Annotated in this window: 20 protein-coding genes; 5 read left to right on the top strand and 15 right to left on the bottom strand. The window is 59.7% G+C overall.

What is annotated here, in order from left to right; all coding sequences use genetic code 11:
- Positions 1–409: 409 nt before the first annotated feature.
- On the bottom strand, positions 410–1,846 hold the full coding sequence (glnA, locus tag CGLUCO_RS08570) for a type I glutamate--ammonia ligase (RefSeq protein WP_005389392.1): 1,437 nt from the start codon (positions 1,844–1,846) through the stop codon (positions 410–412).
- Between the two features lie 92 nt (positions 1,847–1,938).
- On the opposite strand from glnA, the gene CGLUCO_RS08565 reads away from it, so the two are divergent.
- Positions 1,939–2,415, top strand: a complete 477-nt coding sequence (locus CGLUCO_RS08565) for an RDD family protein (protein WP_070740198.1) — start codon at positions 1,939–1,941, stop codon at positions 2,413–2,415.
- On the opposite strand, the gene CGLUCO_RS08560 is transcribed toward CGLUCO_RS08565, so the two are convergent.
- The 4 genes from CGLUCO_RS08560 to lipB form a co-directional block, all read right to left on the bottom strand.
- The gene (locus CGLUCO_RS08560; RefSeq protein ID WP_005389395.1) at positions 2,416–4,017 is read right to left on the bottom strand and encodes an aspartate:alanine exchanger family transporter; all 1,602 of its coding nucleotides are present in this window, start codon (positions 4,015–4,017) and stop codon (positions 2,416–2,418) included.
- 111 nt (positions 4,018–4,128) lie between these two features.
- Complete coding sequence (locus tag CGLUCO_RS08555) at positions 4,129–4,902, bottom strand: DUF4191 domain-containing protein (protein WP_005389396.1); 774 nt, start codon at positions 4,900–4,902, stop codon at positions 4,129–4,131.
- 61 nt (positions 4,903–4,963) lie between these two features.
- Complete coding sequence (locus CGLUCO_RS08550) at positions 4,964–5,995, bottom strand: lipoyl synthase (protein WP_005395461.1); 1,032 nt, start codon at positions 5,993–5,995, stop codon at positions 4,964–4,966.
- A 13-nt stretch (positions 5,996–6,008) separates the two neighbouring features.
- Positions 6,009–6,785, bottom strand: coding sequence for a lipoyl(octanoyl) transferase LipB (gene lipB, locus CGLUCO_RS08545; protein ID WP_005395463.1), 777 nt, complete (start codon positions 6,783–6,785; stop codon positions 6,009–6,011).
- Between the two features lie 197 nt (positions 6,786–6,982).
- Here lipB and CGLUCO_RS08540 point away from each other — a divergent pair, with 197 nt between their 5' ends.
- Positions 6,983–8,545 (top strand): aspartate-alanine antiporter-like transporter, encoded by a 1,563-nt coding sequence (locus CGLUCO_RS08540; RefSeq protein WP_005389399.1) that lies wholly within the window; start codon positions 6,983–6,985, stop codon positions 8,543–8,545.
- Between the two features lie 59 nt (positions 8,546–8,604).
- Here CGLUCO_RS08540 and gcvH read toward each other — a convergent pair whose 3' ends face one another.
- From gcvH to sucB, 4 genes are all read right to left on the bottom strand, one after another.
- Positions 8,605–8,991 carry a glycine cleavage system protein GcvH gene (gene gcvH / locus CGLUCO_RS08535; protein ID WP_005389401.1) on the bottom strand — a complete coding sequence of 129 codons (387 nt, stop codon included), beginning with the start codon at positions 8,989–8,991 and terminating at the stop codon, positions 8,605–8,607.
- Between the two features lie 72 nt (positions 8,992–9,063).
- Positions 9,064–10,170 (bottom strand): glycine cleavage system aminomethyltransferase GcvT, encoded by a 1,107-nt coding sequence (gcvT, locus tag CGLUCO_RS08530; protein ID WP_198481389.1) that lies wholly within the window; start codon positions 10,168–10,170, stop codon positions 9,064–9,066.
- Positions 10,171–10,258: 88 nt separating this feature from the next.
- Positions 10,259–13,123 carry an aminomethyl-transferring glycine dehydrogenase gene (gene gcvP / locus CGLUCO_RS08525; protein ID WP_084036465.1) on the bottom strand — a complete coding sequence of 955 codons (2,865 nt, stop codon included), beginning with the start codon at positions 13,121–13,123 and terminating at the stop codon, positions 10,259–10,261.
- A gap of 294 nt (positions 13,124–13,417) precedes the next feature.
- The gene (gene sucB / locus CGLUCO_RS08520) at positions 13,418–15,427 is read right to left on the bottom strand and encodes a 2-oxoglutarate dehydrogenase, E2 component, dihydrolipoamide succinyltransferase (RefSeq protein WP_198481391.1); all 2,010 of its coding nucleotides are present in this window, start codon (positions 15,425–15,427) and stop codon (positions 13,418–13,420) included.
- A gap of 233 nt (positions 15,428–15,660) precedes the next feature.
- Here sucB and CGLUCO_RS08515 point away from each other — a divergent pair, with 233 nt between their 5' ends.
- Positions 15,661–16,059, top strand: a complete 399-nt coding sequence (locus tag CGLUCO_RS08515; RefSeq protein WP_070739111.1) for an oxidoreductase — start codon at positions 15,661–15,663, stop codon at positions 16,057–16,059.
- Positions 16,060–16,100: 41 nt separating this feature from the next.
- On the opposite strand, the gene CGLUCO_RS08510 is transcribed toward CGLUCO_RS08515, so the two are convergent.
- Entirely contained in the window at positions 16,101–17,564 is a 1,464-nt protein-coding gene (locus CGLUCO_RS08510; protein WP_005395476.1) for a leucyl aminopeptidase, read from the bottom strand.
- 180 nt (positions 17,565–17,744) lie between these two features.
- Between CGLUCO_RS08510 and CGLUCO_RS08505 the strand changes: the two genes are divergently transcribed.
- Positions 17,745–18,845, top strand: coding sequence for a branched-chain amino acid aminotransferase (locus CGLUCO_RS08505; protein WP_005389415.1), 1,101 nt, complete (start codon positions 17,745–17,747; stop codon positions 18,843–18,845).
- Between the two features lie 105 nt (positions 18,846–18,950).
- Here CGLUCO_RS08505 and CGLUCO_RS08500 read toward each other — a convergent pair whose 3' ends face one another.
- The 5 genes from CGLUCO_RS08500 to CGLUCO_RS08480 all read right to left on the bottom strand — a co-directional run bounded on the left by CGLUCO_RS08500 (position 18,951) and on the right by CGLUCO_RS08480 (position 23,256).
- Positions 18,951–20,015, bottom strand: a complete 1,065-nt coding sequence (locus tag CGLUCO_RS08500; protein WP_005389418.1) for an AbrB family transcriptional regulator — start codon at positions 20,013–20,015, stop codon at positions 18,951–18,953.
- A 75-nt stretch (positions 20,016–20,090) separates the two neighbouring features.
- On the bottom strand, positions 20,091–20,879 hold the full coding sequence (locus tag CGLUCO_RS08495) for an adenosylcobinamide-GDP ribazoletransferase (protein WP_005389420.1): 789 nt from the start codon (positions 20,877–20,879) through the stop codon (positions 20,091–20,093).
- 16 nt (positions 20,880–20,895) lie between these two features.
- Positions 20,896–21,942, bottom strand: a complete 1,047-nt coding sequence (cobT, locus tag CGLUCO_RS08490; protein WP_084036218.1) for a nicotinate-nucleotide--dimethylbenzimidazole phosphoribosyltransferase — start codon at positions 21,940–21,942, stop codon at positions 20,896–20,898.
- 10 nt (positions 21,943–21,952) lie between these two features.
- On the bottom strand, positions 21,953–22,495 hold the full coding sequence (locus CGLUCO_RS08485) for a bifunctional adenosylcobinamide kinase/adenosylcobinamide-phosphate guanylyltransferase (protein ID WP_084036217.1): 543 nt from the start codon (positions 22,493–22,495) through the stop codon (positions 21,953–21,955).
- The gene (locus CGLUCO_RS08480) at positions 22,495–23,256 is read right to left on the bottom strand and encodes a DUF3043 domain-containing protein (RefSeq protein ID WP_005389425.1); all 762 of its coding nucleotides are present in this window, start codon (positions 23,254–23,256) and stop codon (positions 22,495–22,497) included. Before CGLUCO_RS08480 ends, CGLUCO_RS08485 begins: the two co-directional genes overlap by 1 nt.
- Before the next feature lie 223 nt (positions 23,257–23,479).
- Between CGLUCO_RS08480 and erpA the strand changes: the two genes are divergently transcribed.
- Positions 23,480–23,821 (top strand): iron-sulfur cluster insertion protein ErpA, encoded by a 342-nt coding sequence (erpA, locus tag CGLUCO_RS08475; RefSeq protein WP_005389426.1) that lies wholly within the window; start codon positions 23,480–23,482, stop codon positions 23,819–23,821.
- The last annotated feature ends 46 nt before the right edge of the window (positions 23,822–23,867 follow it).

Here is a 23,867-nt window from a genome sequence, read left to right as displayed (position 1 = left end):
TGTGTCCTTCCGGTTTGTGGGCTGTTGCCCTTTCCTTTTTCCTTACACCTGAGAGCTTAATGTAACCCTGGGTTACATGCAACCCTGGGTAACGCTAAAGTACCCTAAAATGGGGGTAACGGAATATCGCAGTCCATCGCAGTCCATCGCAGTCCATCGCAGTCCATCGCAGTCCATCGCAGTCCATCGCAGTCCATCGACGCTGTCAACTGCCTCATACCTCTATAGAAATGGAGCCCCCTGCACTAGCAACAGTGCAGGGGGCGAAAACGTGGCAGACACTAGCCCGCGATCCCGGAAAATCCCGGTCCAGACCTGAAACTCAGGAAATCACAGCAACCACAGCAACCGTAGAAACACTGTGACCAGCGTAAACACAAAACCGCAGGTGTGCGAAACCCCAGGAAAACTAGCAGTTGTAGTACATCTCGAACTCGAGCGGGGTCGGGCGGAGACGTGCCGGGGTGATCTCGTTATCGACCTTGAACTTCACGTACGTGTCGATGAGGTCCTCAGTGAAGACATCACCCTCGGTGAGGAACTCGGAATCCTCGGCGAGAGCCTTGAGAGCCTCTTCGAGAGACGCGGGAGCCTGCGGGATGGACTGGGCCTCCTCCGGCGGGAGCTCGTACAGGTCCTTGTCCACCGGGGCATGTGGCTCGATGCGGTTCTTGATGCCGTCGATACCAGCCATCATCATGGCGGCGAAACCGAGGTACGGGTTGCCCGACGGATCCGGCGCACGGAACTCGATGCGCTTTGCCTTCGGGTTCGAGCCCGTGATCGGGATACGAATCGCTGCGGAACGGTTGCGCTGCGAGTACACGAGGTTGATCGGGGCCTCAAAGCCCGGAACGAGACGGTGGTAGGAGTTCAGCGTTGGGTTCGTGAATGCGAGTACGGCCGGTGCATGGTGGAGGATGCCACCGATGTAGTAGCGGGCCATGTCGGACAGTCCGCCGTAGCCAGACTCGTCGTAGAACAGCGGCTCGCCGTCCTTCCACAGAGACTGGTGGGCGTGCATGCCGGAACCATTGTCACCAGTAAGCGGCTTCGGCATGAAGGTGACGGACTTGCCGGCTTCGATTGCCGTGTTCTTGATGATGTACTTGAATGTTTGCAGGTCGTCGGCAGCGTGCAGCAGCGTGTTGAAGCGGTAGTTGATCTCATGCTGCGAGCCGGTGCCCACCTCGTGGTGGAAACGCTCGATGTGGAAGCCGGCCTTCTGGAGATTCCGGGTCATATCGTCGCGCAGGTCAACGAGGGTGTCAGCAGGGGCGACGGGGAAGTAGCCACCCTTGATCGGGGTCTTGTTGCCCAGGTTGTAGGAGCCGTCCAGGTCGATTTCCTTGTCGCGGTTCCACCAGCCCTCGTCGGAGTCAACGTGGAAGAAGCCCTGGTTGGTGTCCGTCGAGTAGCGCACCGAGTCAAAGATGTAGAACTCGGCCTCCGCGCCGAACTGGCACACATCGGCGATCCCGGTGGAAGCCAGGTACTCCTCGGCCTTGCGGGCGACGTTGCGGGGGTCGCGGCTGAACGGCTCGCGGGTGAACGGGTCGTGGACGAAGAACTTGATGTTGAGGGTCTTCGCCCGACGGAAAGGATCCAAAACTGCGGTGGAGAGGTCTGGAAGAAGCGTCATGTCGGATTCGTCGATGGTAGTGAATCCGCGGATGGACGAGCCGTCGAAGGCGAGCCCCTCTTCTACCGCGCCCTCGTCGAATTCGGAGGCGGGGATGGAAAAGTGATGCTCTGTGCCGGGGACATCTGTGAAGCGAATATCAATGAACTCCACTTCCTCGTCCGTGATAAATTTCTGAATTTCCTCCACATTGTTGAAGGTCATTTTTTCTCCTCGCGCGTGTCGCTTACAGATGTTTAGAGTCTACTTCATGCCTCCCCGCTAATAGATCAGAACTGCCGGGTAAGGTTATCGGCATGCGCGACAAGAATTCCAGCTGGCTCAACGGCCCACAGATTCCTGCTCAAAATGAGGACCCCTCGCGGCCGAATCGGTGGCCGGGGGAGCAAATCGGTTTGGCGGAATCTGGCCCCGGCTCGCTTGCTTCCATGATGCGACGGATCGGGGGCTTGCTTATCGACTGGATCATCGCTGCCATTGTTGCGTCGGTCATCACCCACTTCACCCACGCGTTGGGAGGCCAGGCGACGGTCCAACTCCTTGTGTGGGCGGTTATCTCTGTGGTTTCTGCCACGCTGTTTGCGCGCACCCCGGGGCAGGCAGCCTTGGGCATGGGCATCGCCTGTATCGATAGGCCGGGGCAGCGCGTCGGGTTCCTTCGGTGCCTGGCACGCACGCTTCTCACGGTCTTTATTCTTCCCCCGATTCTTACCGACGCCGATGGTCGCGGTCTCCACGACCGTGCCACAGGCACGGCCGTTATTCGCGGTTAATCACACCAGCAGGAAGAACAGAGCCTGCGCGCAGATGATCTTGGTGATCATCGCCATCGGATAGACCATGGCGTAGCCCGCCCCGGGCATATCATTTCTAGCCTGGTCGGATGCGTAGCTGAGAAGAGCAGGGTGCGTATGGAGCGCGGCGATGAAACCGGTGAGCGTTCCGTACGGTATTTTGAGCACCTTGTGGCCGACGACCACCGCCGTCGTAGCAAGCCCCATGGTAATGATGGCACCGAAGCCAATAACCTGGAGGGACGTTGGATCGTGGAGTGCGGAAGCGAAGCCAGCTCCGGCTGTCGTGCCAATGCCAGCGAGAAACAGTGTGAGACCAAACTCCTTGAGAATTCGGCCAGCGGCATACGGTAGATGCCACACGAAGTGTCGCGTGCGGGACAGGGATCCGAGGATGACGCCCATAACCAGTGGGCCACCCGCAGAGCCTAGCTTGAGAGAGACACCACCTGGAAGCGGAATAGCGATCATGCCGAGGAGCAGGCCGAGAAGCAGCCCGCTGAGGAGGGGAAGCATTTCGAGGGTCGCCGCTTGGGTGTAGGAATCTCCGAAGAACCGGCGCGCCTTTTCACGATTTTCTGGTGTCGACACGATTCGGATGCGATCACCCAGGTGCAGAATCATATCCGGGCGCGCAACCTGATCGTCGTCGCCGTGCTTGACGCGTGAGATGAGGACACCGGGCAGCTTAGGTTTGAGTTCCGCCAGGGGGTACCCGACAGCGGATTCGTCTGTGACTACGAGCCGGTCGTAGTCTAAGCCCTTGTTGCGGTCTGGACGGGAACTGACAAAGGAACCGATGAGGCGCTCTGACTTCTTCAGATCCTCCGGAGATCCGGCAATAGTGAGGATATCGCCGATCTTCGGGCGGTCTCCGGTTCCGGCGAGTATTTCCTTCTTGCCGCGACGAATGCGGGTGATGATGATCCCCAGATCGAAGATTTCGGGAATATCATCCACGGGTGGGAGGTTATTGACTTCCACCTCGATCTGCCAGTGCTCAAGCTCGTGGGGAGTCAACCCTGCCTCGTCTGCTTCCTTTTCGTAATCCACCCGGAACACTCTCTGGAAGATGGCGAGCACGATGATGACTCCGAGCACGCCTATCGGGTAGGTCAGGGAATAGGTCACGACCGGGACCTGCGCATTGCCGATCCCCGAGCTGTTAATGGATTCCACCACTGCGGCTAGCGCGGGTGTGTTCACGAGTGCGCCGGTGAAGATGCCACCCGCCGTATCGGGTCCGAAGCCGAGTAGTAGCGCTCCTCCAACGGTTGCCACCGTGGCGAGGAGGAGAAGAATGACGAGGTAGAGGTTCAGTTTCCAGCCCGTCGTTCGCAGGGTGTGGAAGAATCCGGGGCCGAACTCAAGGCCGATCGTGTACACGAAAAGCGTCAGACCCATGTTGTAGAGCAGTGGTGGGAGCTCGATATCGGGGGCGAGTGTGGCGAAGCCAAGGCCGACGAAGAGGACGGCCGCCACGCCCAGTTTGATGCCAAAGAAGTTAATTTTCCCGATGATAAGACCAACAGCCATGATTACCACGAGGGTAAATAGGGGGTTGTCCACGAAAAACTCCATACATTAACACCACCAAATTTGCCCCACATTATCTATAAGTGCCCCCGAAATGGGGCAAAAAAGAACCCTCGCCCGCGTGGGCGAGGGGGATGGTGGTGCAGACAGAGGGGATTACTTGGAGCGGTTTGCGTGCCTGCGGGCGCGCCGGTTCATGCCAGACATCTTGGCCCCCTTGGGTAGTGGTCCCTTGGGGAGACCGGCGCCGGGGCCGGACTGGGCATCCATGGACTCCACGCGAGCGGCCATGCCGGGGACCGCGTTCTTCTTGTAATTGCGCGGAAGCTTCATAATCTCACGCTGCAGCTTCTTCAGCGGCACCTGGCCTTCGCCGTCGCCAACGATGAACTCGTACACGGGGATCTTCTTGGCGATCCGGTTAAGACGCTTCTTCTGCTGCTCCATGAGCGGCTTGAGGCGGTGCGGCTCGCCCTCTCCGACGAGGATGATGCCTGGGGCACCGACGACACGGTGCACGACATCCATGTGCGTGTTGGCAGCAACTGCAGTCTTAGAGCGCCACTGCATACCGGGGCCGTCCTTGAGGTTTTCAACCACCCACGCGGCGGCACCAGGCTGATCTGCGGTGCGTTCGTAGAAGCTAGACTCCATGCGCTTGGGGAAGATATACATGGCGAGCATGGCGCCCAGCATGAGGCCGATGATGAGGCCGAACCACTGAGCGGAGAAAGCAAGGCCGATAAGGAACCCGAGGATACCGAGGCCGAGGAAAGCCGACAGCATGAGCGGGATAAGTTTCTTATCCTGCTTCCGCTGCATGTTGAAGGCTTCCCATACCTGCTTGCGGGTCTGCTTGCGCTGTTCGCGCTTGGCTTTCTTGGCTTCCTTCTCCTGAGCTTTTATTTGTTCTTTCTTGCTATCTGCCATGTGTACCACCCTTTACGTCGTCGTTTTATCTGCCGGAAGTAGTTTACAGTGCGGGCCCGCCTTACTTCACACCGACGGGCGTATCCTTGCTCGGCCCGTACTTCTTGAGCAGCGTGGATGCCTCCTGTGCAGTGGAACCTTGGGAGGTTTCGGCCAGGTGGGCGAGGTTTTCGGGGAGTTTCTCACCGCGTGCGGCAATGGTCTGCGCGTACAGGCGACCTGCGCGGTAGGAGGACCGGACCAGAGGACCGGACATGACACCGGAAAACCCAATTTCCTTGGCGTACTCGGCATGCTCGACGAATTCTTCTGGCTTCACCCAGCGGTCGATCGGGTGGTACCGCAGACCGGGGCGGAGGTATTGGGTGATGGTGATGATGTCGCAGTGCGCGGAACGGAGGTCGTCGAGCGCCTCACGGATCTCCTCTGGGGTTTCGCCCATGCCGAGGATGAGGTTGGACTTGGTGACGAGACCGAAGTTGTGCGCTTGCTGGATGACATCAAGGGAGCGGTCGTAGCGGAACGCCGGGCGGATGCGCTTGAAGATGCGCGGTACAGTCTCCACGTTGTGGGCGAAAACCTCGGGCCGTGCCTCGAAAACGATGCGGAGGAGGTCCGGCTTGCCCGAGAAGTCAGGGGTGAGGTTTTCCACGCCGGTGTGCGGGTTCAGTTCGTGGATCTTGCGCACGACCTCGGCGTAAAGCCACGCTCCTTCGTCGTCAAGATCATCGCGGGTGACACCGGTGATGGTGGCATAGTTGAGTCCCATCTCGCGGACGGACTCGGCGACGCGACGTGGTTCATCGCGGTCAAGAGGATCGGGCTTGCCGGATGCGATCTGGCAGAAGTCGCACCTGCGGGAGCACTGTGATCCGCCGATAAGGAAGGTCGCTTCGCGGGATTCCCAGCACTCGTGGAGGTTGGGGCAGCCGGCTTCCTGGCACACCGTGTGCAGCGAGGCACCGGCGACGCGTTCGCGCATGTCCCGCAGCTCCGGGCCGGTGGATACTTGGGTGCGGATCCACCGCGGCTTGCTTTCGATCGGTGTGGTTGAGTTTCGGCGCTCAACGCGCAGCATTCTCTTTTCAGCCATGGTTTTTCCTTGTCTACTTGTGGTCGTGTGCGTGTCGACGATGGGGGAGACCCTTGGTTGGGTCGGGAGCGGAGCCGAAGGTGTGATCTGCCACCTGCAGCCGCCCTTCGAACGCTTCGATGAGATTGTGGACGAGCGGTTCGGTTACTTCTTCCACGGTGACATCGCGCCCCAGTTCATCGCTCATCGTGGTCACCCCTGCATCGGAAATCCCACAGGGGACGATGTAGTCGTAGTATTCCAGAGTGTTGTCACAGTTGACGGCAATTCCGTGCATCGTCACGCCACGGGTGATGCGGATTCCGATAGCCGCAAGCTTGCGATCTGGCTTGCCATCTGAAGCGGGGACCCAGACACCTGACCGGCCGTCGATTCGTCCGGCTTCGTGGATTCCCATGTGTCGGACGGTTTGGATGATCGCCTCTTCTAGGCGACGCACGTAGTCGACAACATCGACGGGATCGTCGAGCTTAATGATGGGGTAACACACCAGCTGGCCGGGGCCGTGCCACGTGATGCGGCCGCCGCGGTCGATGTCAACAGTCTCGATATCGGAAATTGTCGGGCGATCCTCTGGCTGAGTCCGCTTGCCGGCCGTATACACCGAGGGGTGCTCGAGGACGAGGATCGTATCCGGGATTTCCTCATCGTGGCGCTGGAGGGCGAGTTTTGCTTGTTCGTCCCACATTTGTTTGTAGGGCTGCTTGCCGAGTGTTCGCACGTCAATCGGATCAGAGGACTTTCTGATGGGTTGATCAGAGGGGGTGAAGGGAGGACGAGGTGCTGTCATAATACCTTTCAACGCTACGTAGCCGTTGACGCTTCCCTGCTACAAGAAGCGCTGTGACCGGGAACATTTTGTGGCCAGTCACATGCTGTACTTATAGGGACTATCTTACTGCATCGCCCAGCTTCATTGTCTCGGGGGAGCTGGGCTTTTGCTTCACGGGTGTGGTGGATAGCCGTTAGTTAGGTAATTTAGATACTATGGTTGACTTGCTTAGTTCTAACACCCTCATTGCGGTCTTCCTTGTCATCGCATTGGGGGCGTGGTTTGGGACCGTAAAATTCGGGCCCATCAGATTCGGCGCCGCGGGCGCCTTGTTCCTCGGCCTTGTTATTGGTGCCTTCGTCGTACCAGAGAGCGCAGATCTCACCCTGCTGCAGAACCTGGGGCTGGGTTTGTTTGTGTATCTCATCGGTTTGGAAGCAGGGGAGGAATTCTTTAAGGACATCAAGGCTCAGTTTGGCCTTATGGCTGCATCCGTTGCGGCCGTGACGATCGGTGCGGTTGTCGCTGTGTTCGCCGGAATGCTCCTGGGACTGAGCCGCGAGTTTAGCGTCGGTGCTTTCGCAGGCTCCTTGACCTCGACACCGTCGCTGTCTCTGGCGCAGGCACAGACTGGGTCGTCGGATCCGGCCGTGGGTTACTCTCTTGGCTACCCGACGGGCATTATCGTGGCTATTATTCTCGTCCTTATCACCATCAACAAAGAGTGGAAGGCAAAGAAGGATCAGCTGGAAAAGGGAACGGATGACCTGCGAGGCGTGCTCATCCGCGTCACCAACCCTATGACTCGGGATGAGCTGGCTGAGGCTGTCGATGGCGACTACATCCTCGCATCCATCCGTCGCCATGGCAAACTCCATTTTGGTCGCGTTGATTATCAGCTGAAGAAGGGCGATGAAGCCTACTTCATGACGAACAAAGCAACGCATGCTGACCTCGTGCACACCCTGGGGCAGCGTCTGCCACTCCAGCGCATCCGCAGCCCGCATGTCACCGTACAGCGGTACACGGTGTCCAACTCGGATATCACCGGAAAGGAAATCGGTGAGCTTGGTATCTACAAGAGCGGCAAGGCACAGATTTTGCGCATCATCCGTGGCGACGAGATTATTCTCGCCACCCCGGAAACTGCACTTGACCCCGGCGATGGTGTCGAAGTTGCGCACGAAACGATCGATCGCGACGCCATGGAAGAGTTCTTCGGTAACTCCGCACAGGTGTCTGCGGAGCTTGACTGGGTGCCCACCGCGCTTGGTCTCTTCGCTGGTTTCGCCCTGGCAATTGTTCCGATCCCGCTGCCTGGTGGCAACGAGTTCCAGATGGGAGCCGCTGGTGGTCCGCTCATCGTCGGCTTGATTCTTGGCGCTCTGCGCCGTACAGGGAAGCTGTCGTGGAAGCTGCCCGCAACCGCGAACTTCACGCTGCGCCAGTACGGTCTCATGCTCTTCCTGGCTGCAGTGGGTCTGGCTTCGGGCGAAGCGTTCGCTTCCGCAGTGTTCAGCATGACAGGTCTGAAGCTCATTCTGCTGTCCGCTATCGTGTGCCTTGCTGCCTGTGGCTCGCTGCTCGCAGCAGGATTTTTCATGGGGCGCTCGGCAACACGCTCCAATGGTGCTGTCGCAGGCCTTTTGGGTCAGCCAGCAGTTCTTCAGTACGCCATGCAGAACACGACGGACTCGCGCGTCATGTCCGGCTACTCAGCGACTTTCGCCATTGCCTTGATTTACAAGATCCTTGTGATTCCCTTCATGCTTGTATAAAACGTCGAAAAGCCAAAAAATCCTCCCTCAGAAACTGAGGGAGGATTTTTTGTGGAGCCTTAGGCGTTGTCAGCCTCGTAGCCGGCCTTGTCCTTCACCGGACCAACCTCGGAGACCTGCACCTCGTAGATCCAGCCCTCACCGTAGGGATCGTTGTTGATGAGCGCCGGGTCATCTTCCAGGGCCTCGTTCACGGCAGTGATGGTGCCGGAAACAGGGGAGAAGATGTCAGACACTGACTTGGTGGACTCAACCTCGCCACAGGGCTCGGAGTGAGTTACCTCGTCGCCAACAGAGGGGAGGTCAACGTAGACGATCTCGCCCAGGGCATCGGTTGCGATCTCAGTGACACCGACCTTGACAGTCTTGCCCTCAGCCTCAGCTGCGGGGACATCGATCCACTCGTGCTCAGCAGAGTAGGAGTAGTTCTCGGGCAGATTAGCCATGTTCAAACCTTTCGTTTGTGAATGTGACGGGCGTGAGGCCTCGACATAGTCCTCACTTATTATGCCCGATTCTTACTTGTCGCGCTTGTAGAACGCGCCCTTCACCACAGTGTAGGGGTAGCGCTTGCCACGAATGTCAGCCTCGAGCTTGGCGCCCTCGCCTGCTGCCTCACGCTTCACGTAGCCCATCGCGATGGGGTAGCCGAGCGTGGGGGAGAGCTGGCCGGAGGTGACGTAGCCAACTTCGTTGCCTTCGGGGTCGAAGAGCTTAGCGCCCTCACGTGCGGCGCGGCGACCCTCACCGACCATGTTGGTCAGCTTATTGGGGGAAACCGGAAGGTCCAGCAGGATCTTGCCGTAGAAGTCGCCTTCCTTCTCCTTGCCCGTAATGCCGCGCATGCCGGCATCGACGGTGGTCAGGTCGTGGGTGAGCTCGTGGCCGTAGAGGGGCATGCCGGCCTCGAGGCGGAGCGAGTCGCGAGCAGCAAGCCCGCAGGGGAGCAGGCCATGATCCTTGCCGGCCTTGAGAAGTGCGTCCCACAGCTGCGGTGCCTTCTCGTTTTCGATGTAGAGCTCGAAGCCGTCCTCGCCGGTGTAGCCGGTGCGGGCAACCAGAACCTTCTCGCCAGCCACGGTGTGGTACTCGGCGGCGTAGTACTTGAGGTTCTCGAGCTTCTCATGCTCTTCAGCCGGGATGACCTCCTTCAGCACTGCCTCGGAGTTCGGCCCCTGGCAGGCGATGTTAGAGATCTCGCGGTTCTTGTTCTCGAGGGTGACATCGAAATCGCCCTTGCGCTCGACCATGGTGTCCCATACGGTCTCGGCGTTGCCGGCGTTGGGGACGACCCAGAAGATACCGTCTTCGACGTGGTAGATGATGAGGTCGTCGATGATCCGGCCGTCTTTCTCCACCATGTGGTTGTACTTTGCGCGACCAACGGCCAGCTTGGAGTAGTCAGCGATGAAAGCGTAGTTGAGGTACTCCGTTGCCTGCGGGCCACTGACGATGATCTCGCCCATGTGGCTCAGGTCGAACAGGCCTGCTGCTTCGCGCACAGCGCGGTGCTCGTCGAGCTCGTTGCCGTACTTGAGGGGCATCTCCCAGGCACCGAACATGGTGAAGGATGCGCCGAGTTCCTCGTGCTTGGAGTGCAGGGGGCTGTGCAGAGTTTCAGTCACAAAAATCTCCTTTAATTGAGAAAAGCTGATGAGGGAAGTCGTGTTGGGGAACCCCGGGGTGAAAACCACCCCGGGGCCGGAGGAGGACCTAGTCCTCGATTGAGAAGGTCTCCGGCGAGGGGCACTCGCAGAAGAGGTGGCGATCGCCGTAGGCCTCATCGATGCGACGCACTGACGGGTAGTACTTGTCGCGGAGCAGACCGTCTACCGGGAAGACCGCTTCCTTACGAGTGAACTTGTAGTTCCATTCGTCGGCGGCAGCGGAAGCCGCGGTGAACGGGCTGTTGGTGAGAACCGAATCTTCGAGGGCAATCTTGCCGTCGATGACGTCCTGGATCTCAGCGCGGATCGTGCGCATAGCTTCGATGAAGCGGTCCAGCTCCTCCTTGCTCTCGGACTCCGTCGGCTCAAACATGAGCGTGCCGGGAACCGGGAAGGCAAGAGTCGGGGCGTGAATGCCGAAGTCCATGAGACGCTTAGCCACATCGGTGGCGGAAACGCCAGAGAGCTTCTCCACCGGGCGGATATCGAAGATCGTCTCGTGGCCGACCAAGCCGTTCGGGCCGTGGTAGAGGACCGGGAAGGAATCGTCCAGTTCCTTTGCCACATAGTTGGCGTTGAGGACAGCGACCGCAGTGACGCGCTTCAGGCCTTCAGAGCCCATCATTGCCAGGTACATCCATGTAATCGGGGTGACACCAGCGGAGCCGAACAGGGTACCAACCATGGGGATGCCTTGGCCCTCGGGAACCGGCGAGTGCGGATCCGTTGCCAGCGGATCTGCCGGCAGGAACGGAATGAGGTGTTCGCGAACCGCAATTGGGCCAACACCAGGGCCGCCGCCACCGTGCGGGATAGCGAAGGTCTTGTGCAGGTTCAGGTGGCTGACATCGCCGCCGTACTGGCCGGGGCGAGACCAACCACACTGTGCGTTCATGTTGGCACCGTCGATGTAGACCTGGCCGCCGTAGTCGTGAACCTTCTTGCACACCTCGCGAACCGTCGGCTCGTAAATGCCGTGGGTGGACGGGTAGGTAATCATGATGGCGGCGACGTGGTTGCTGTACTTCTCCAGCTTGGCGTCGAGGTCATCGACGGAAATGGAGCCGTCCTCGTTGGAATCGATAACGACTACGCGCAGGCCGGCAAGGGCTGCGGATGCCGCGTTCGTGCCGTGTGCGGAGGCGGGGATGAGGCAAATGTCGCGCTCATGGTCTCCGTTGGCAACGTGGTAACGACGGATTGCAAGGAGGCCGGACAGCTCGCCCATAGCGCCGGAGTTCGGCTGCAGGGAGACCTTGTCGTAGCCGGTGATATCGACGAGCCAGTTCTCTAGCTGCTCGAGCATGGCACGCCAGCCCTTGGTTTGCTCAGCCGGTGCGTACGGGTGCAGACCTGCGAACTTCGGCCAGGTAATGGGTTCCATGGCAGCTGCGGGGTTGAGCTTCATGGTGCAGGAACCCAGCGGAATCATGGCGCGGTCGAGAGCCAGGTCGCGATCCGAGAGGCGACGCGTGTAGCGCATCATCTGCGTCTCGGAGTGGACCGAGCTGAAGATCGGGTGCGGAACCGGGTCGTCAGTACGGCGCAGCGACTCTGGGTACTCGGCGTACTCGGATTCCACCTCGCGGGTGACACCGAATGCCTCGAGGAGGGCGGTAATGTCCTCGTCCTTGGCAGACTCACCGAAGGCCACAGATACCTTGTCATCGCCGATGTGGCGGATGAGGTAGCCGGCTTCCTCTGCTGCCTTGACGATCTGCTCCGCGCGACCGGATACGCCCACGGTAACGGTGTCGAAGAAGTCGTCGTGAAGGACGCTCAGATCGCCACCAGCCTTGCGGATGTTAGCTGCGAACGTGGAGGCGTAGGTGTGGATCCGGTCAGCGATGCGACGCAGTCCAGCAGGTCCGTGCCACACGGCGTACATCGAGGCCATCGTTGCGAGCAGTGCCTGTGCAGTACAGATGTTACTGGTGGCGCGCTCGCGGCGGATGTGCTGCTCGCGGGTCTGGAGGGTGAGGCGGTAGGCCGGGTTGCCGTCAGCATCCTTGGATACGCCGACGATGCGGCCAGGCATCTTGCGGACAAGCTTGTTCGTGACGGCCATGTAGGCGGCGTGCGGGCCACCGAAGAAGAGCGGAACGCCGAAGCGCTGCGTGGAACCAACGGCGATGTCCGCGCCGAGGGAACCGGGGGACTCGAGGTGGATGAGTGCCAGTGGGTCGGCAACGACTGTTGCGTAACCACCGACGGAGTGAACCTGCTCGATGATGGGGCGGAGATCGACGATATCGCCCTCCGTGCCCGGGTAGGCGAGGATGACACCGGCGAGTCCGTCCTCGGCGATACCCGAGGTGACATCGGCGATTTCAACGTCGAAGTCGAGGACGCGGGCGCGCTCCATGGCGACGGTGAGATCCTGGCGGTGCAGGCGCTCGTCGAAGACAACCTTGTTGGCCTTGCGGGCGCTGCGCACCATGAGGGCTGCGGCCTCGGCGACGGCGGTTGCCTCGTCGAGTAGCGATGCGTTGGCAAGGTCAAGGCCGCTGAGATCCTTGAACAGGGTCTGGAAGTTGAGCAGTGCTTCCAGGCGACCCTGGGAGATCTCAGCCTGGTAGGGGGTGTATGCCGTGTACCAGCCTGGGTTCTCGACCACGTTGCGGCGGATGACCGGCGGCGTGATCGTGTCGTTGAAGCCCTGTCCGTAGAAGGACTTGAGCACGGTGTTCTGGCGTGCGTAGGTGCGCAGCAGCGCCTGTGCCTCGTGCTCGCTCAGTGGTTCGATGAGCTTCGTGACTGCTTCGTCTTCGATGATGTCACCGGGGATAGCAGCCTGCATGAGCTCCTCTAGGCTGTCGTAGCCCAGATCCTTGAGCATTTCCTTCTGGTCATCAGCGTCAGGCCCAATGTGCCGATTATGAAACGGCAAGGGGGTGATGGGGTTCGTCATTAGTGGGTTTTCCTCCTAATGGTTAAAGGTCCCGATTTGTTATTACCTAATTGATTGTACGTGGTAAAAGGTGTCGGTGATGTCCAAAAGATGGGAAGTGTGAGTGCAGTCACGTTGGGTATATTCACTGGTAGTTATAGTGCTACATCGAACTGGTTGTGACCTTTAATAACCACATATCAAGCGCATAAAAAGGTGGAATGTTACCCCTAACATGGGGTAGTTTGTGGGGGTGTTAGGGGATAAAAATCCCCTTCCGGTCATTCCGGAAGGGGATCTCGTGTTGCCGTGGAATTACAATTCCAGGTCGGCCTCGAAGTCGATGTTTTCGAGGCGGTCACGAACAGTTGTCATGAATCGGCCTGCATCGGCACCATCAACGACCTGGTGGTCGTAGGTCATCGGCAGGTACACCATCTGGCGTACCGCGATGGCGTCGACACCGTTTTCCGTCACAACGACGGGGCGCTTGGTGATGGCACCCGTGCCGACCATGGCGGCTTGCGGAGGAACGACGATCGGGGTGTCAGACAGAGCACCTTCGGAGCCAATGTTCGTGATGGTGAACGTAGCACCAGCGAGATCATTGGGCTTCAGCTTGCTGCTGCGGGCGCGATCGGCAATATCGACGATTTCCTTGGCCAGCTCTGGCAGGCTCTTGTCCTGAGCGTCGTGGATGACCGGGGTGAGAAGACCCTGCTTGGTGTCCACGGCGATGGCCAGGTTCACCGACTCGTGGTACGTCATCTCCTTGGTCTCTGCGTTGTAGGACGCATTGACGTTCGGGTGAGCAACGAGCGCCTCGACGATAGCCTTGGCAAAGAACGGCAGGTAGGTGAGCTTCACGCCGTGCTTCTCCTGGAACGCCTGCTTGTTGGCGGAGCGGAGTTCGGCGATCCGGGTCATATCCACCTCGTGCAGCTGGGTGAGCTGTGCGGCGGTCTGCAGAGCCTCGAGTGTCTTTGCTGCGGTGATAGCGCGGATGCGGTTGACTTTCTTCGTCGTACCGCGCAGTGCTGCCTTGTCCGGGTCTACGGACTTGGTGGACGTGCGCTGCTCTGCAGTGGCAGGTGCAGCCGCAGAGTCCGTGGAGCCTTCGCCGTTGACGATGGCGAGGATATCCTGTTTGCGGACGCGTCCGCCAACACCGGTTCCTTCAACAGTATTGAGGTCGATGTTGTGCTTTTTAGCGAGCTTGCGAACCAGCGGCGTCACGTACGGAACGTGATCGTCCTCGGAGGAAGATGCCGCTGCGGGCTTCGACTCTTCCTTCTTCTCTGCAGGCTTAGACTCGGCCGGCTCTTCCTTCTTTTCTTCCTGGGCGGGTTCCTCTTCCTTCTCGGCGGGCGCTGCGTCGGCGTCGCCGATGCGGGCGATGACGTCGCCTACCTCGACGGTGTCATCCTCGTTGGCAAGGATTTCGACGAGGGTGCCTGCGACGGGTGAGGGGATTTCGGTGTCGACCTTGTCTGTGGAGACTTCGAGGAGTGGTTCGTCTACCTCGACTTCGTCGCCGACTTCCTTGAGCCACGTGGTGATGGTGCCTTCGGTGACGGATTCGCCGAGTTCGGGCATCGTCACGTCGGAGGCGGAGCCGGAGGCCTTCGGGGCGGGCTTGTCGGCCGACTCTTCCTTCTTCTCCTCCTTGGCGGGCTCTTCCTTCTTTTCTTCCTGGGCGGGTTCCTCTTCCTTCTCGGCGGGCGCTGCGTCGGCGTCGCCGATGCGGGCGATGACGTCGCCGACCTCGACGGTGTCATCCTCGTTGGCAAGGATTTCGACGAGGGTGCCTGCGACGGGTGAGGGGATTTCGGTGTCGACCTTGTCTGTGGAGACTTCGAGGAGTGGTTCGTCTACCTCGACTTCGTCGCCGACTTCCTTGAGCCACGTGGTGATGGTGCCTTCGGTGACGGATTCGCCGAGTTCGGGCATCGTCACGTCGGAGGCGGAGCCGGAGGCCTTCGGGGCGGGCTTGTCGGCCGGCTCTTCCTTCTTCTCCTCCTTGGCGGGCTCTTCTTCCTCTTCCGGCTCCTCAGTGGGCGCATCGTCCTTCTCGGCGGGCTCCTCGCCCTCTTCGCCGATCTCGCAAATAATGTCGCCTACCTCGACGGTATCGTCTTCTTCGGCGAGTACCTTAATGAGTACGCCTGCAACGGGTGAGGGGATTTCGGTGTCTACCTTGTCGGTGGAGACCTCGAGTAACGGTTCGTCTACCTCGACGGTGTCACCAACCTCCTTCAACCACGTGGTGATGGTGCCTTCGGTTACTGATTCGCCCAGCTCGGGCATCTCCACAGAAGTGGCCATTTTCGTCATACTCCTTGAGCTGTAGTCCTACGCGTTTTCACCATTGTAAGCCTATAGCCCCACCCCGTGCACACACCGGCGTTCGTGCAAATCCCTTGTATACACCCGGCATCTACCCCTAGGAGGGTGTAGTGCGGTGGTTTGTTCTGCATAGGATTCGGCTTATGCACAGCGCTTGCGCGGTTCTGGCGGCAGTCTGGTTTGTCAGACCCTGTATCGGTTAAAGTCGTAGTGTGTTTGGCTTTCTTTCAAAGGGTAAGAAAAAGGCTACGGATAAGCGCGTGAAACGGGCTCCCGGTAGCACAATTCGTGAGCCTGATCTAGTCGCTCTCGAGCGTTGGGCAGCACCGAGGGGGTATGTAGAGGGGTTCATCGAACCCGAGACGTTCGTTAACGAGATGTCTATTGTGCTTGTCGACGAAGGGGGAGACCATATTCGGAGAAAGATCGGTGGGCCCAAGGGGATCGATGTGGTTGCGAAAAGGCTGGGGATCGACATTTACGATGTGGAGGAGGCAGGTTATCCGCAGCGGATGCGGGATCGAATTGAAAAGGATCGTCTCATCCGTAAACGTCTGGAGTACCGCGAACGGAAGGCGAAGCTCCAACAAGATTCGCCCGACGGGGAATAAAAAAGGTCGCGCCCAGACGGGCGCGACCTGAGCGGGCATACTTACTTCTTATTCTTTGCTAGCCTTTCCAGCGTCGCTACAAGCGTGCGGACGGGGACGCCTGTGCCACGCTTTGGGGTGTAGCCCCAGGAGGCCCCTGTGTTGTAGGACGGGCCAGCGATGTCAATGTGCGCCCACGGAGTGTCCTTCGGCACAAAGTGCTCGAGGTAGGCGGCCGCTGAGAGCATGCCACCCGGTCGTTCACCCATGTTGCGCACATCGGCGACATCCGAGTCCATCGTTGACCGGACTTCCTCCGTAATCGGCATCGCCCAGGCATCCTCACCAACAGCGCGCCCGGTTTCTGCAATGAGGTCGCGGAAGTCCTCCGTCCCCATGACACCCGCTGTGCGGTTGCCGAGTGCGACGATCTGCGCGCCGGTGAGTGTAGCAACGTCGATGAGGTAATCGTGACCTTTAGTGGAGGCGTAGGCGAGGCCGTCGGCAAGCACCAGGCGCCCCTCTGCGTCGGTGTTGCGGATCTCGCTGGTGAGTCCACCAAAGTGGGTGATGACATCGCCGGGGCGGTAGGCTGCGCCACCAGGCATGTTTTCTGCCAGGGGGAGGTATGCAGTGACGTTGATGGTGAGCTCCAGCTCTGCTGCCGCGAGAACCGTGGCGAATACGGCTGCTGACCCACCCATGTCGGAAATCATGTCATCCATTCCCGCCGACGGCTTGATGGAGATACCGCCGGTGTCGAATGTGATGCCTTTGCCTATGAGACCGATGCTCGGGAGACCTTTTCCTGCCTTATAGGAAACGGACACCATGCGGGGCGAGCGTGAGGAGCCACCGCCGACGGCGAGGATTCCGCCAAACCCTCGCTTTTCCAGTTCTTCCGGTTCGAGGATCTCAACACTGAGGTTTTTAGCCAGCTTCTTTACCCTGGCCGCGTAGGTTTCCGGGTAAAGGTGTGAGGAGGGGGTGTTCACCAGGTCGCGGGTGAGTACGACGGCGCGTGCGCGGACGGAGGCTGCAGCTATGTCCTTCTTGGTGCCACCGACGATGGTGACTTCACAGTCGGTGTGCGTATCCGGAGCAGTCTTTAGCCCGTCGAACGAGTAAGAACCGAGGATGAATCCCTCGGCGACGGCGGCCGCGTTGGAAACCTCGGCGGAGGCTTCGACAGGGATAGTGGCAAGTGTGGTAGCGGCGCGGGTTGCATCTCCTAGGTGCTTAGCGCCGATGGCAGCGGCCTGACGAAGTTTGTCCTGGGTGAACTCGGCGCGCTTGCCTAGCCCCACCCCCACAACAAGGTGTTCCTTGGTGGCGACTGTGCGGGTACGGCCCCATTTCCCAGCGTGTCCAACTGCAACGAGAGCGGAGGTGATTTCGTCCCTCTTCTTGGTCTTTGTTGCGTCATCTGCAAATAAGCCGGTGACAACTACTTCAACATCTTTTGGAATCTTCTTTCCTGCCGCGACGGAAACAATGTGCCCCTGCGGGAAAGTGACCTTAGCCATCTGTACTCCTCCAATATTTGTGCGAAAATGGGAAAATGAGTGGACGGGTGAACCGGTCCGGTTGTAGCCAGTGTACAAAGTGTCGGTGGCTACCAGGAAGGATCATTACCCGTGCCGGATTTTTGTCTCACTATGTGAAGGATGGTTCCCATTAGGCGGGAAGGGGTGTATTGTGTGGCTATGGCTTCACTTTCCTTTACAATTCACCAGAACCCTCATCCGGCAACCGACGAAGAGATCGCTAAGGTCTTGGAAAAGCCCGGATTTGGTAACTTCTTCACCGATCATATGGTCACCATCGACTGGTCGGAAGACAAAGGTTGGCACGATGCTCAGGTCCGCCCGTACGAGCCGATTTCCCTCGAGCCTGCCTGCACCGTTTTCCACTACGGGCAGGCGATCTTTGAGGGCCTCAAGGCCTACCGTCACGCTGACGGCCACGTCTACACCTTCCGTCCTGAGCAGAACGCACGCAGGTTCCAGCGATCCGCACAGCGTTTGGCCATGCCGGAGCTGCCGGAGGACGTATTCATCGAGTCCCTGCGCCAAATCGTCGAAATCGACAAGCGCTGGGTACCCGCCGCAGGTGGCGAAGAATCCCTCTACCTGCGCCCCTTCATGATCTCCACGCAAAACTCCCTCGGCGTCCACCCGGCCAACGCATACCGCTATGTGCTCATCGCCTCACCCGCTGGCGCCTACTTCTCCGGTGGCGTTAAGCCTGTCTCCGTGTGGCTCTGCGAGGACTACGTCCGCGCCGCCCCCGGCGGGACTGGAGCCGCCAAGTTTGCTGGCAACTACGCAGGCTCCCTGCTCGCACAATCGCAGGCAGAAGAGAAGGGCTGCGATCAGGTTGTGTGGTTGGATGCGACCGAACGTACATACATCGAAGAAATGGGCGGCATGAACCTCATGTTCGTGTACTCCGATGGCGACAAGACCTCCGTTGTCACCCCCGCTCTTTCCGGTTCGCTGCTGCCCGGCGTGACACGCGACTCGCTGTTGCAGGTCGCCCGCGACCTTGGCTACGACACCGATGAGCGACGGATCTCCAAAGACGATTGGGAAAACGACGTGAAGTCCGGTGCCATGGTGGAGTCCTTCGCCTGCGGCACGGCTGCTGTCATCACGCCCGTCGGCGAGGTCAAGAGCGCCCACGGCTCCTTTACCGTCAACAACGGAGAGGCAGGCAAGGTCACGATGCAGCTTCGCGAGCACCTGACCGGAATCCAGCATGGCGATATTGACGATACCCACGGATGGATGGATCAGCTCGCCTAGCAGTTGCACCCACTCACACGATCTCGTTCGATCTGGCCGGGAGAGAGTGAGCTAGTTGCACGCGAAGAGCGATGAAAGTGGTACCCGTTTTTGGGTACCACTTTTTTATCGCACAAAACGCCGGTAGAGACGGAGAAATTGGGGCAGGTAGCCGGCAAAAACCACAATGCAGAGCAGCCGAATCACCTGCATAGTGACGACGACCGCACCGGATCCGCTCTCTGATGTAAGCGCCAGAACCGTGTCTAGAGCCCCCGGGGTGGTTGCGAGATAGGCTTCAAAGTACGTGATGTCTAGCCATTCCGTGAGGGGCCACGCGATGAGAGCACATGCACCAATGAGGACACCGACGAATGTGAGCGTAATCGGGAGGAGAGCAGAGAACGTCTTCAGGGAGGTGAGGGAGAGGCTGCCTCCGCACATCCATCCGACGACGAGGAAAGCGATGATCCGCATCACTTCTGGTGGATACAAGGAGACCGAATCCGGGATCGCAGACGCGACGATGATCATCACGAGGATCGGCCCAATGATCGAGGGGGAAGGGATATGGAGGAAACGAGCAACGGACTCCGCACCCATCGCCACGGCAATAATGATCGCGAGGCCGACCCAACCTGCGGGCTCGGGTGGAGCAGGGTGTCCAGCGGGGGCGCTCTCCGTTGTCATGAGCCAGCCCGCCACGAGCGGCAAAGAGACAGACACGGTAAGCAAGCGGAGGTACTGGTTGAGCGCGACGTAGCGGTAGTCAGCTCCTACTTCTTTGGCGATGATGGGCATGACGGATGCACCCCCTGCGAGCATCGACATAATGCCGGATTCAAGCCCGATTTGCTTGTGCGTTTTTCCCATGATGGTTCCGCCAATAATAGCCAACAGGATGGTAAAGGTAGCGGTAAATAGCCCTGGCAGCAGGTACGTCACGAACTCCCGCCAGCCGACGGTGACGAGGGGAAGAGCAGCGAGGATTCCGATCGTGCCGCGGGAAAACCGAAACAGATAGCGGTTAAGGGGAAGCTCCTTTTTAGTCAGCAAAGCGCAGGCCGCTGACACTACCAGCGGTCCAATGATCCACGCTGCCGGCACCGATGCGCGGCTCAACACGTACCCCAAGAGCACCGAAAGCGGTGCAACCACTAACCATCGCACGTGCCAGAGTGTAGTTGCCATCTGTGCCGACACCGAAAATGCGGGTCGGAGTGTGCCTGTAGGCGTCCAGGAGGAAGCGAAGGCGGGATGTATGTGTTACAGAGAGCTGAAAATAGCAGCGAGGGCGGCAGTAGCCGTGGTGCCAAGGAGAACACAGGAGCCCACGCAGTCGCCGTTGAGACCGTCGAAACGCCGGGACATGTGCGTACTGAACCAGTAGCTTAAAGCGAGCGCAATGGCGGATGCCAGAGCAATCCATGGACCCGCAACGGCGAGCGAAAAGCCACTGAGAATCGCCCACCATACGGCGATCCACCACCAGTGGACTGTGCCGATGATGAGGCCACCGAATCCGGATTCTGAAAACGGTGCAAAGCCACCGGTCGCTGGAACCTGGCCTGCGATGCGACCGGCCCATAACGAGAAGAAGACGAACCACGGCGACGGCACGGATGCGAAGGCGGCGAATTGCACGATGTACACCATGGCAAGCGCTCCGATGGCGAAGGCACCAGAACGCGAATCGTGAAGGATCTCGCGAGCCTTGTCCGGCTGGGCGTAGGAGCCCAGTGCGTCGGCAACATCGGCAAGCGCGTCGGCATGCATGAAGCGAGTGCAGAGCTCAGCAACGGCAAGCGCAAGTGCCGCGGCAAGAAGTGGTGAGTGACGCAGCGCAAAAAAGAGGACAGCGCTGCATACGCCGATAACGATTCCGGCGACGGGGAGCGCCGCCATGGCGCGCGCACCCGTCGTGCGATCGAAGGTCCGCGCCCCAGCGAAGGGGAAGACCGTCATCCAGCTGAGTGCCGTAGAGATAGCCTCCCACACAACAGACACGTGACCTGAACGCGCGGGGTTATCGCCGGGACCTGCTTTGCCACTCACCTTTTATGCACGCCTCCTAGCTGTGGAAGGCCGTGTTCACACCAGCGTCGGCGAACGTTGCCATGTGGTGGAAAATGTTGACTGCGGCGCGAATATGGGGGAGTGCCTCCACTGCACCGGAACCCTCGCCCAGGCGCATCCCCAGATCGAGGATGGGCGTGAGTTCGAGCTCTCGCAGTGCGTAGCCGTGGGCGGGTTCGGGAGAGCGGTGGCCGGCAATCCAGAACGATGACGCGCCGGGAGCCAGGCGGTTTGCCCACAGGCCAGCGGCCGTAACGATTGCACCGTCGAGGATGACAGGAATGCGTCGAGAAGCAGCCTGGGCCATAAAGGCTGCCATAGCAGCGATGTCAGGGGAGCCGATGGCCACCAGCACCTTAAACGGATCACGCCCGAAGGGGCGGGCGCGGAACATGGCATCGCGGACGGCGGCGACCTTGGGCTTCCAGGTCGCGTCGTCAATTCCTGAGCCGCGCCCGGTGACCTTTACCGGCTCGGTTCGTGTGTACGCGCCGATGAGGGCGGCGGCGATGGTCGTGTTGCCGATGCCGAGGTCGCCGGGGATGAGGATGTCGGCGCCCCCGTCTATTTCCTCGTTGGCGATGTCTATTCCGGCGTTCAACGCTGCGGCGAGTTCGTCCTCGCTCATCGCATCCTCCACGTCGATCGCCCCGCTGGACCGGCGTACGTGGTGCGGGTCCGTGGATTCCCGGTCGAGGGAGATATCGACCAGGCGGATTTCCACCCCGTGTGTTGCAGCCAGCGCGCACACGCCGGCACCGCCCTCCGCGATATTGTCGAATGTCTGGATCGACACGATCGGGTCAAAATTGCTCACACCGCGAGCGGCAATGCCATGATCACCAGCAAACACCACGACGCGGGGCTTCTTAATGGCGCGGGGAGGAACCGCGTCCTGTACTGAGGCCATCCAGGCACCGATCTCTTCCAGGCGGCCGAGCGAGCCCGGTGGTTTGGTCAGCTGGCTCTGTACTTTCCACGCCTTCGCGCGGGCAGCGGCGGACAGATCAGGCACGTGAGAAAAGAAATCCGTTGATTCCATGCAATCAATCCTAAGTCAGTGGGGTGGCCGGTTTGAGTTTGAGCGGCAGACCGGCAGCAATGAAGAAAACCTCGTGCGCGCACTCTGCTACCCGGGAATTCATCAGCCCGCAGGTATCGCGGAACAATCGTGCTGAGCGATGCTCCGGCACAACCGACAGCCCCACCTCTGGGGAAACGAGAATGATATCCGAAGTGGAGGGCAGAGCCGTCAGCGCAGCAATAAGTTCATCGATCGCCTGCTGCGGAGGCTCGTCCCACGAGGTGACGTCAAAGCGGTGAGTAAGCCAGGTCCCCAGATCGTCGACAAGCGACAGCCCGGAGGGGTGCGCAAGATAGGGGACGAGATCCTCCTCGTCCTCCGTGTGCCACGGGCTCGGGCGGCGGGCGCGATGCGCACGGATTCGCTCGTCAAAATCGGGGTCCGGCGAGATGAGCGGGCGCGCTGTGGCCACGTATGTCACCGTGTCAGGGCGCGAAGCGCGCTGCGCGGCAAGCCGTTCAGCGAAGACGGACTTTCCCGAACGCGCCCCACCAAGCACCAGCGTGATCATTAGTCGATGTTGGTCCCGGCCTCAACCTGCGGCTTCGGGGTGCGTAGGCGGCGAGGCTGCGAGGCGCGAGTCCAGGCGTAGAACCCCAGCGTCCAGCCCTTCAGCGTGGAGTTGGGGAAGTGCTCCCGCACCGCGCGGGTGGCCTTGCGCCCCTGGTAGATGCCCTCGATGAGGAAGATCAGCATGATGATCATGCCAACGATCGATGCGGTGTTGGAGATCATCGGCTGGCGCAGGCCGATAAACATGAATACCAGGAGAACGAGCATCACAGGCATGAGCCAAGAGCTCAGCATATGCCGGGAATCAACCCAATCGCGCAGGAAACGACGCTCGGGGCCGCGGTCGCGCTCGAGCAGATACTGTTCCTCGCCGGCATCCATCTTGTCCTGGATTTCCTTGTTGCGAGCGTTGCGCTGATCGCGCTCCTTCTGCTTGTACGCCTTGTACTCCTCCTTAGTCATGGAGGCCTTCATTTCCTTACGGCGGCGTCGCATTTCGGAGTAGGAGGCAGGCGCGTCCACGGGGCCGGTATTGATGCCACGCTCACGCTCAACGTCCTTGCGCTTCGGCGTTGCGTGCCCCTTCTTCGGGGTGAAAGCCTTGGGGTTCGGGGCCTGTTTCCCCTTCTTCTTCGGCTTGGCGGGTGTATCCGAGGGGGCAGAATCTTTCTGCTTATCCGCGTCGGCGGGCAGATCGGTCTGAGCCTCCGTGTTGGTCTTCTTGTTCCGGAGGAGGTTTAGGTACTTCGATGAACTCACGAAACATAAGGCTACTAGGTCACACCTGTCCGGGCTAACGTGGGCTCGTACCGGTGGTAGTCTTCCAGGGCCTCTATTGCCGACGGCGCGGAATAGGGGGATTGACGGACGTGTTACGGTAGGTGACACGAAAACGTTTGGGTTTGCGGGCCTGCCACATTGGTGCCCGGCACTATGGCTGCTCAGGCTCTGTAGTCCAAGACTTTTAAAGAGGAGAAAAACTATGACTGCACCGTCTACCACGGGGGTTACCCTCACCGACGCTGCCGCTGCTAAGGCAAAAGCACTCATCGACCAGGAAGGTCGTGACGATCTCCGCCTCCGCATCGCAGTTCAGCCCGGTGGCTGCTCGGGTCTTCGCTACCAGCTGTTCTTCGACGACCGCGAGCTCGATGGTGATACTGTCGACGAGTTCGGCGGTGTGAAGCTTGCTGTTGATCGTATGAGCGCCCCGTACCTTGCCGGTTCCACTATCGATTACGCCGATACGATTGAGGCGCAGGGGTTCACCATCGATAACCCAAACGCAACCTCGACGTGTGCATGTGGTGACTCCTTCCACTAACTCCACGCTCTGGTAACGAAACCACTCGTTACGCGTAGCCAAACAA

The sequence above is a fragment of the Corynebacterium glucuronolyticum DSM 44120 genome, from assembly GCF_030440595.1.
Taxonomy (GTDB): domain Bacteria; phylum Actinomycetota; class Actinomycetes; order Mycobacteriales; family Mycobacteriaceae; genus Corynebacterium; species Corynebacterium glucuronolyticum.
Note: the sequence above shows the minus strand (reverse complement) of the source record. Positions and strands in the feature narration are given on the sequence as shown.

What these genes read in the sequence shown, in the direction of transcription:
- glnA (WP_005389392.1), bottom strand. Translation starts at nt 1,846, where the DNA reads ATGACCTTCAACAATGTGGAGGAAATTCAGAAATTTATCACGGACGAG.
- CGLUCO_RS08565 (WP_070740198.1), top strand. Translation starts at nt 1,939, where the DNA reads ATGCGCGACAAGAATTCCAGCTGGCTCAACGGCCCACAGATTCCTGCT.
- CGLUCO_RS08560 (WP_005389395.1), bottom strand. Translation starts at nt 4,017, where the DNA reads ATGGAGTTTTTCGTGGACAACCCCCTATTTACCCTCGTGGTAATCATG.
- CGLUCO_RS08555 (WP_005389396.1), bottom strand. Translation starts at nt 4,902, where the DNA reads ATGGCAGATAGCAAGAAAGAACAAATAAAAGCTCAGGAGAAGGAAGCC.
- CGLUCO_RS08550 (WP_005395461.1), bottom strand. Translation starts at nt 5,995, where the DNA reads ATGGCTGAAAAGAGAATGCTGCGCGTTGAGCGCCGAAACTCAACCACA.
- lipB (WP_005395463.1), bottom strand. Translation starts at nt 6,785, where the DNA reads ATGACAGCACCTCGTCCTCCCTTCACCCCCTCTGATCAACCCATCAGA.
- CGLUCO_RS08540 (WP_005389399.1), top strand. Translation starts at nt 6,983, where the DNA reads ATGGTTGACTTGCTTAGTTCTAACACCCTCATTGCGGTCTTCCTTGTC.
- gcvH (WP_005389401.1), bottom strand. Translation starts at nt 8,991, where the DNA reads ATGGCTAATCTGCCCGAGAACTACTCCTACTCTGCTGAGCACGAGTGG.
- gcvP (WP_084036465.1), bottom strand. Translation starts at nt 13,123, where the DNA reads ATGACGAACCCCATCACCCCCTTGCCGTTTCATAATCGGCACATTGGG.
- sucB (WP_198481391.1), bottom strand. Translation starts at nt 15,427, where the DNA reads ATGGCCACTTCTGTGGAGATGCCCGAGCTGGGCGAATCAGTAACCGAA.
- CGLUCO_RS08510 (WP_005395476.1), bottom strand. Translation starts at nt 17,564, where the DNA reads ATGGCTAAGGTCACTTTCCCGCAGGGGCACATTGTTTCCGTCGCGGCA.
- CGLUCO_RS08505 (WP_005389415.1), top strand. Translation starts at nt 17,745, where the DNA reads ATGGCTTCACTTTCCTTTACAATTCACCAGAACCCTCATCCGGCAACC.
- CGLUCO_RS08500 (WP_005389418.1), bottom strand. Translation starts at nt 20,015, where the DNA reads ATGGCAACTACACTCTGGCACGTGCGATGGTTAGTGGTTGCACCGCTT.
- cobT (WP_084036218.1), bottom strand. Translation starts at nt 21,942, where the DNA reads ATGGAATCAACGGATTTCTTTTCTCACGTGCCTGATCTGTCCGCCGCT.
- CGLUCO_RS08485 (WP_084036217.1), bottom strand. Translation starts at nt 22,495, where the DNA reads ATGATCACGCTGGTGCTTGGTGGGGCGCGTTCGGGAAAGTCCGTCTTC.
- erpA (WP_005389426.1), top strand. Translation starts at nt 23,480, where the DNA reads ATGACTGCACCGTCTACCACGGGGGTTACCCTCACCGACGCTGCCGCT.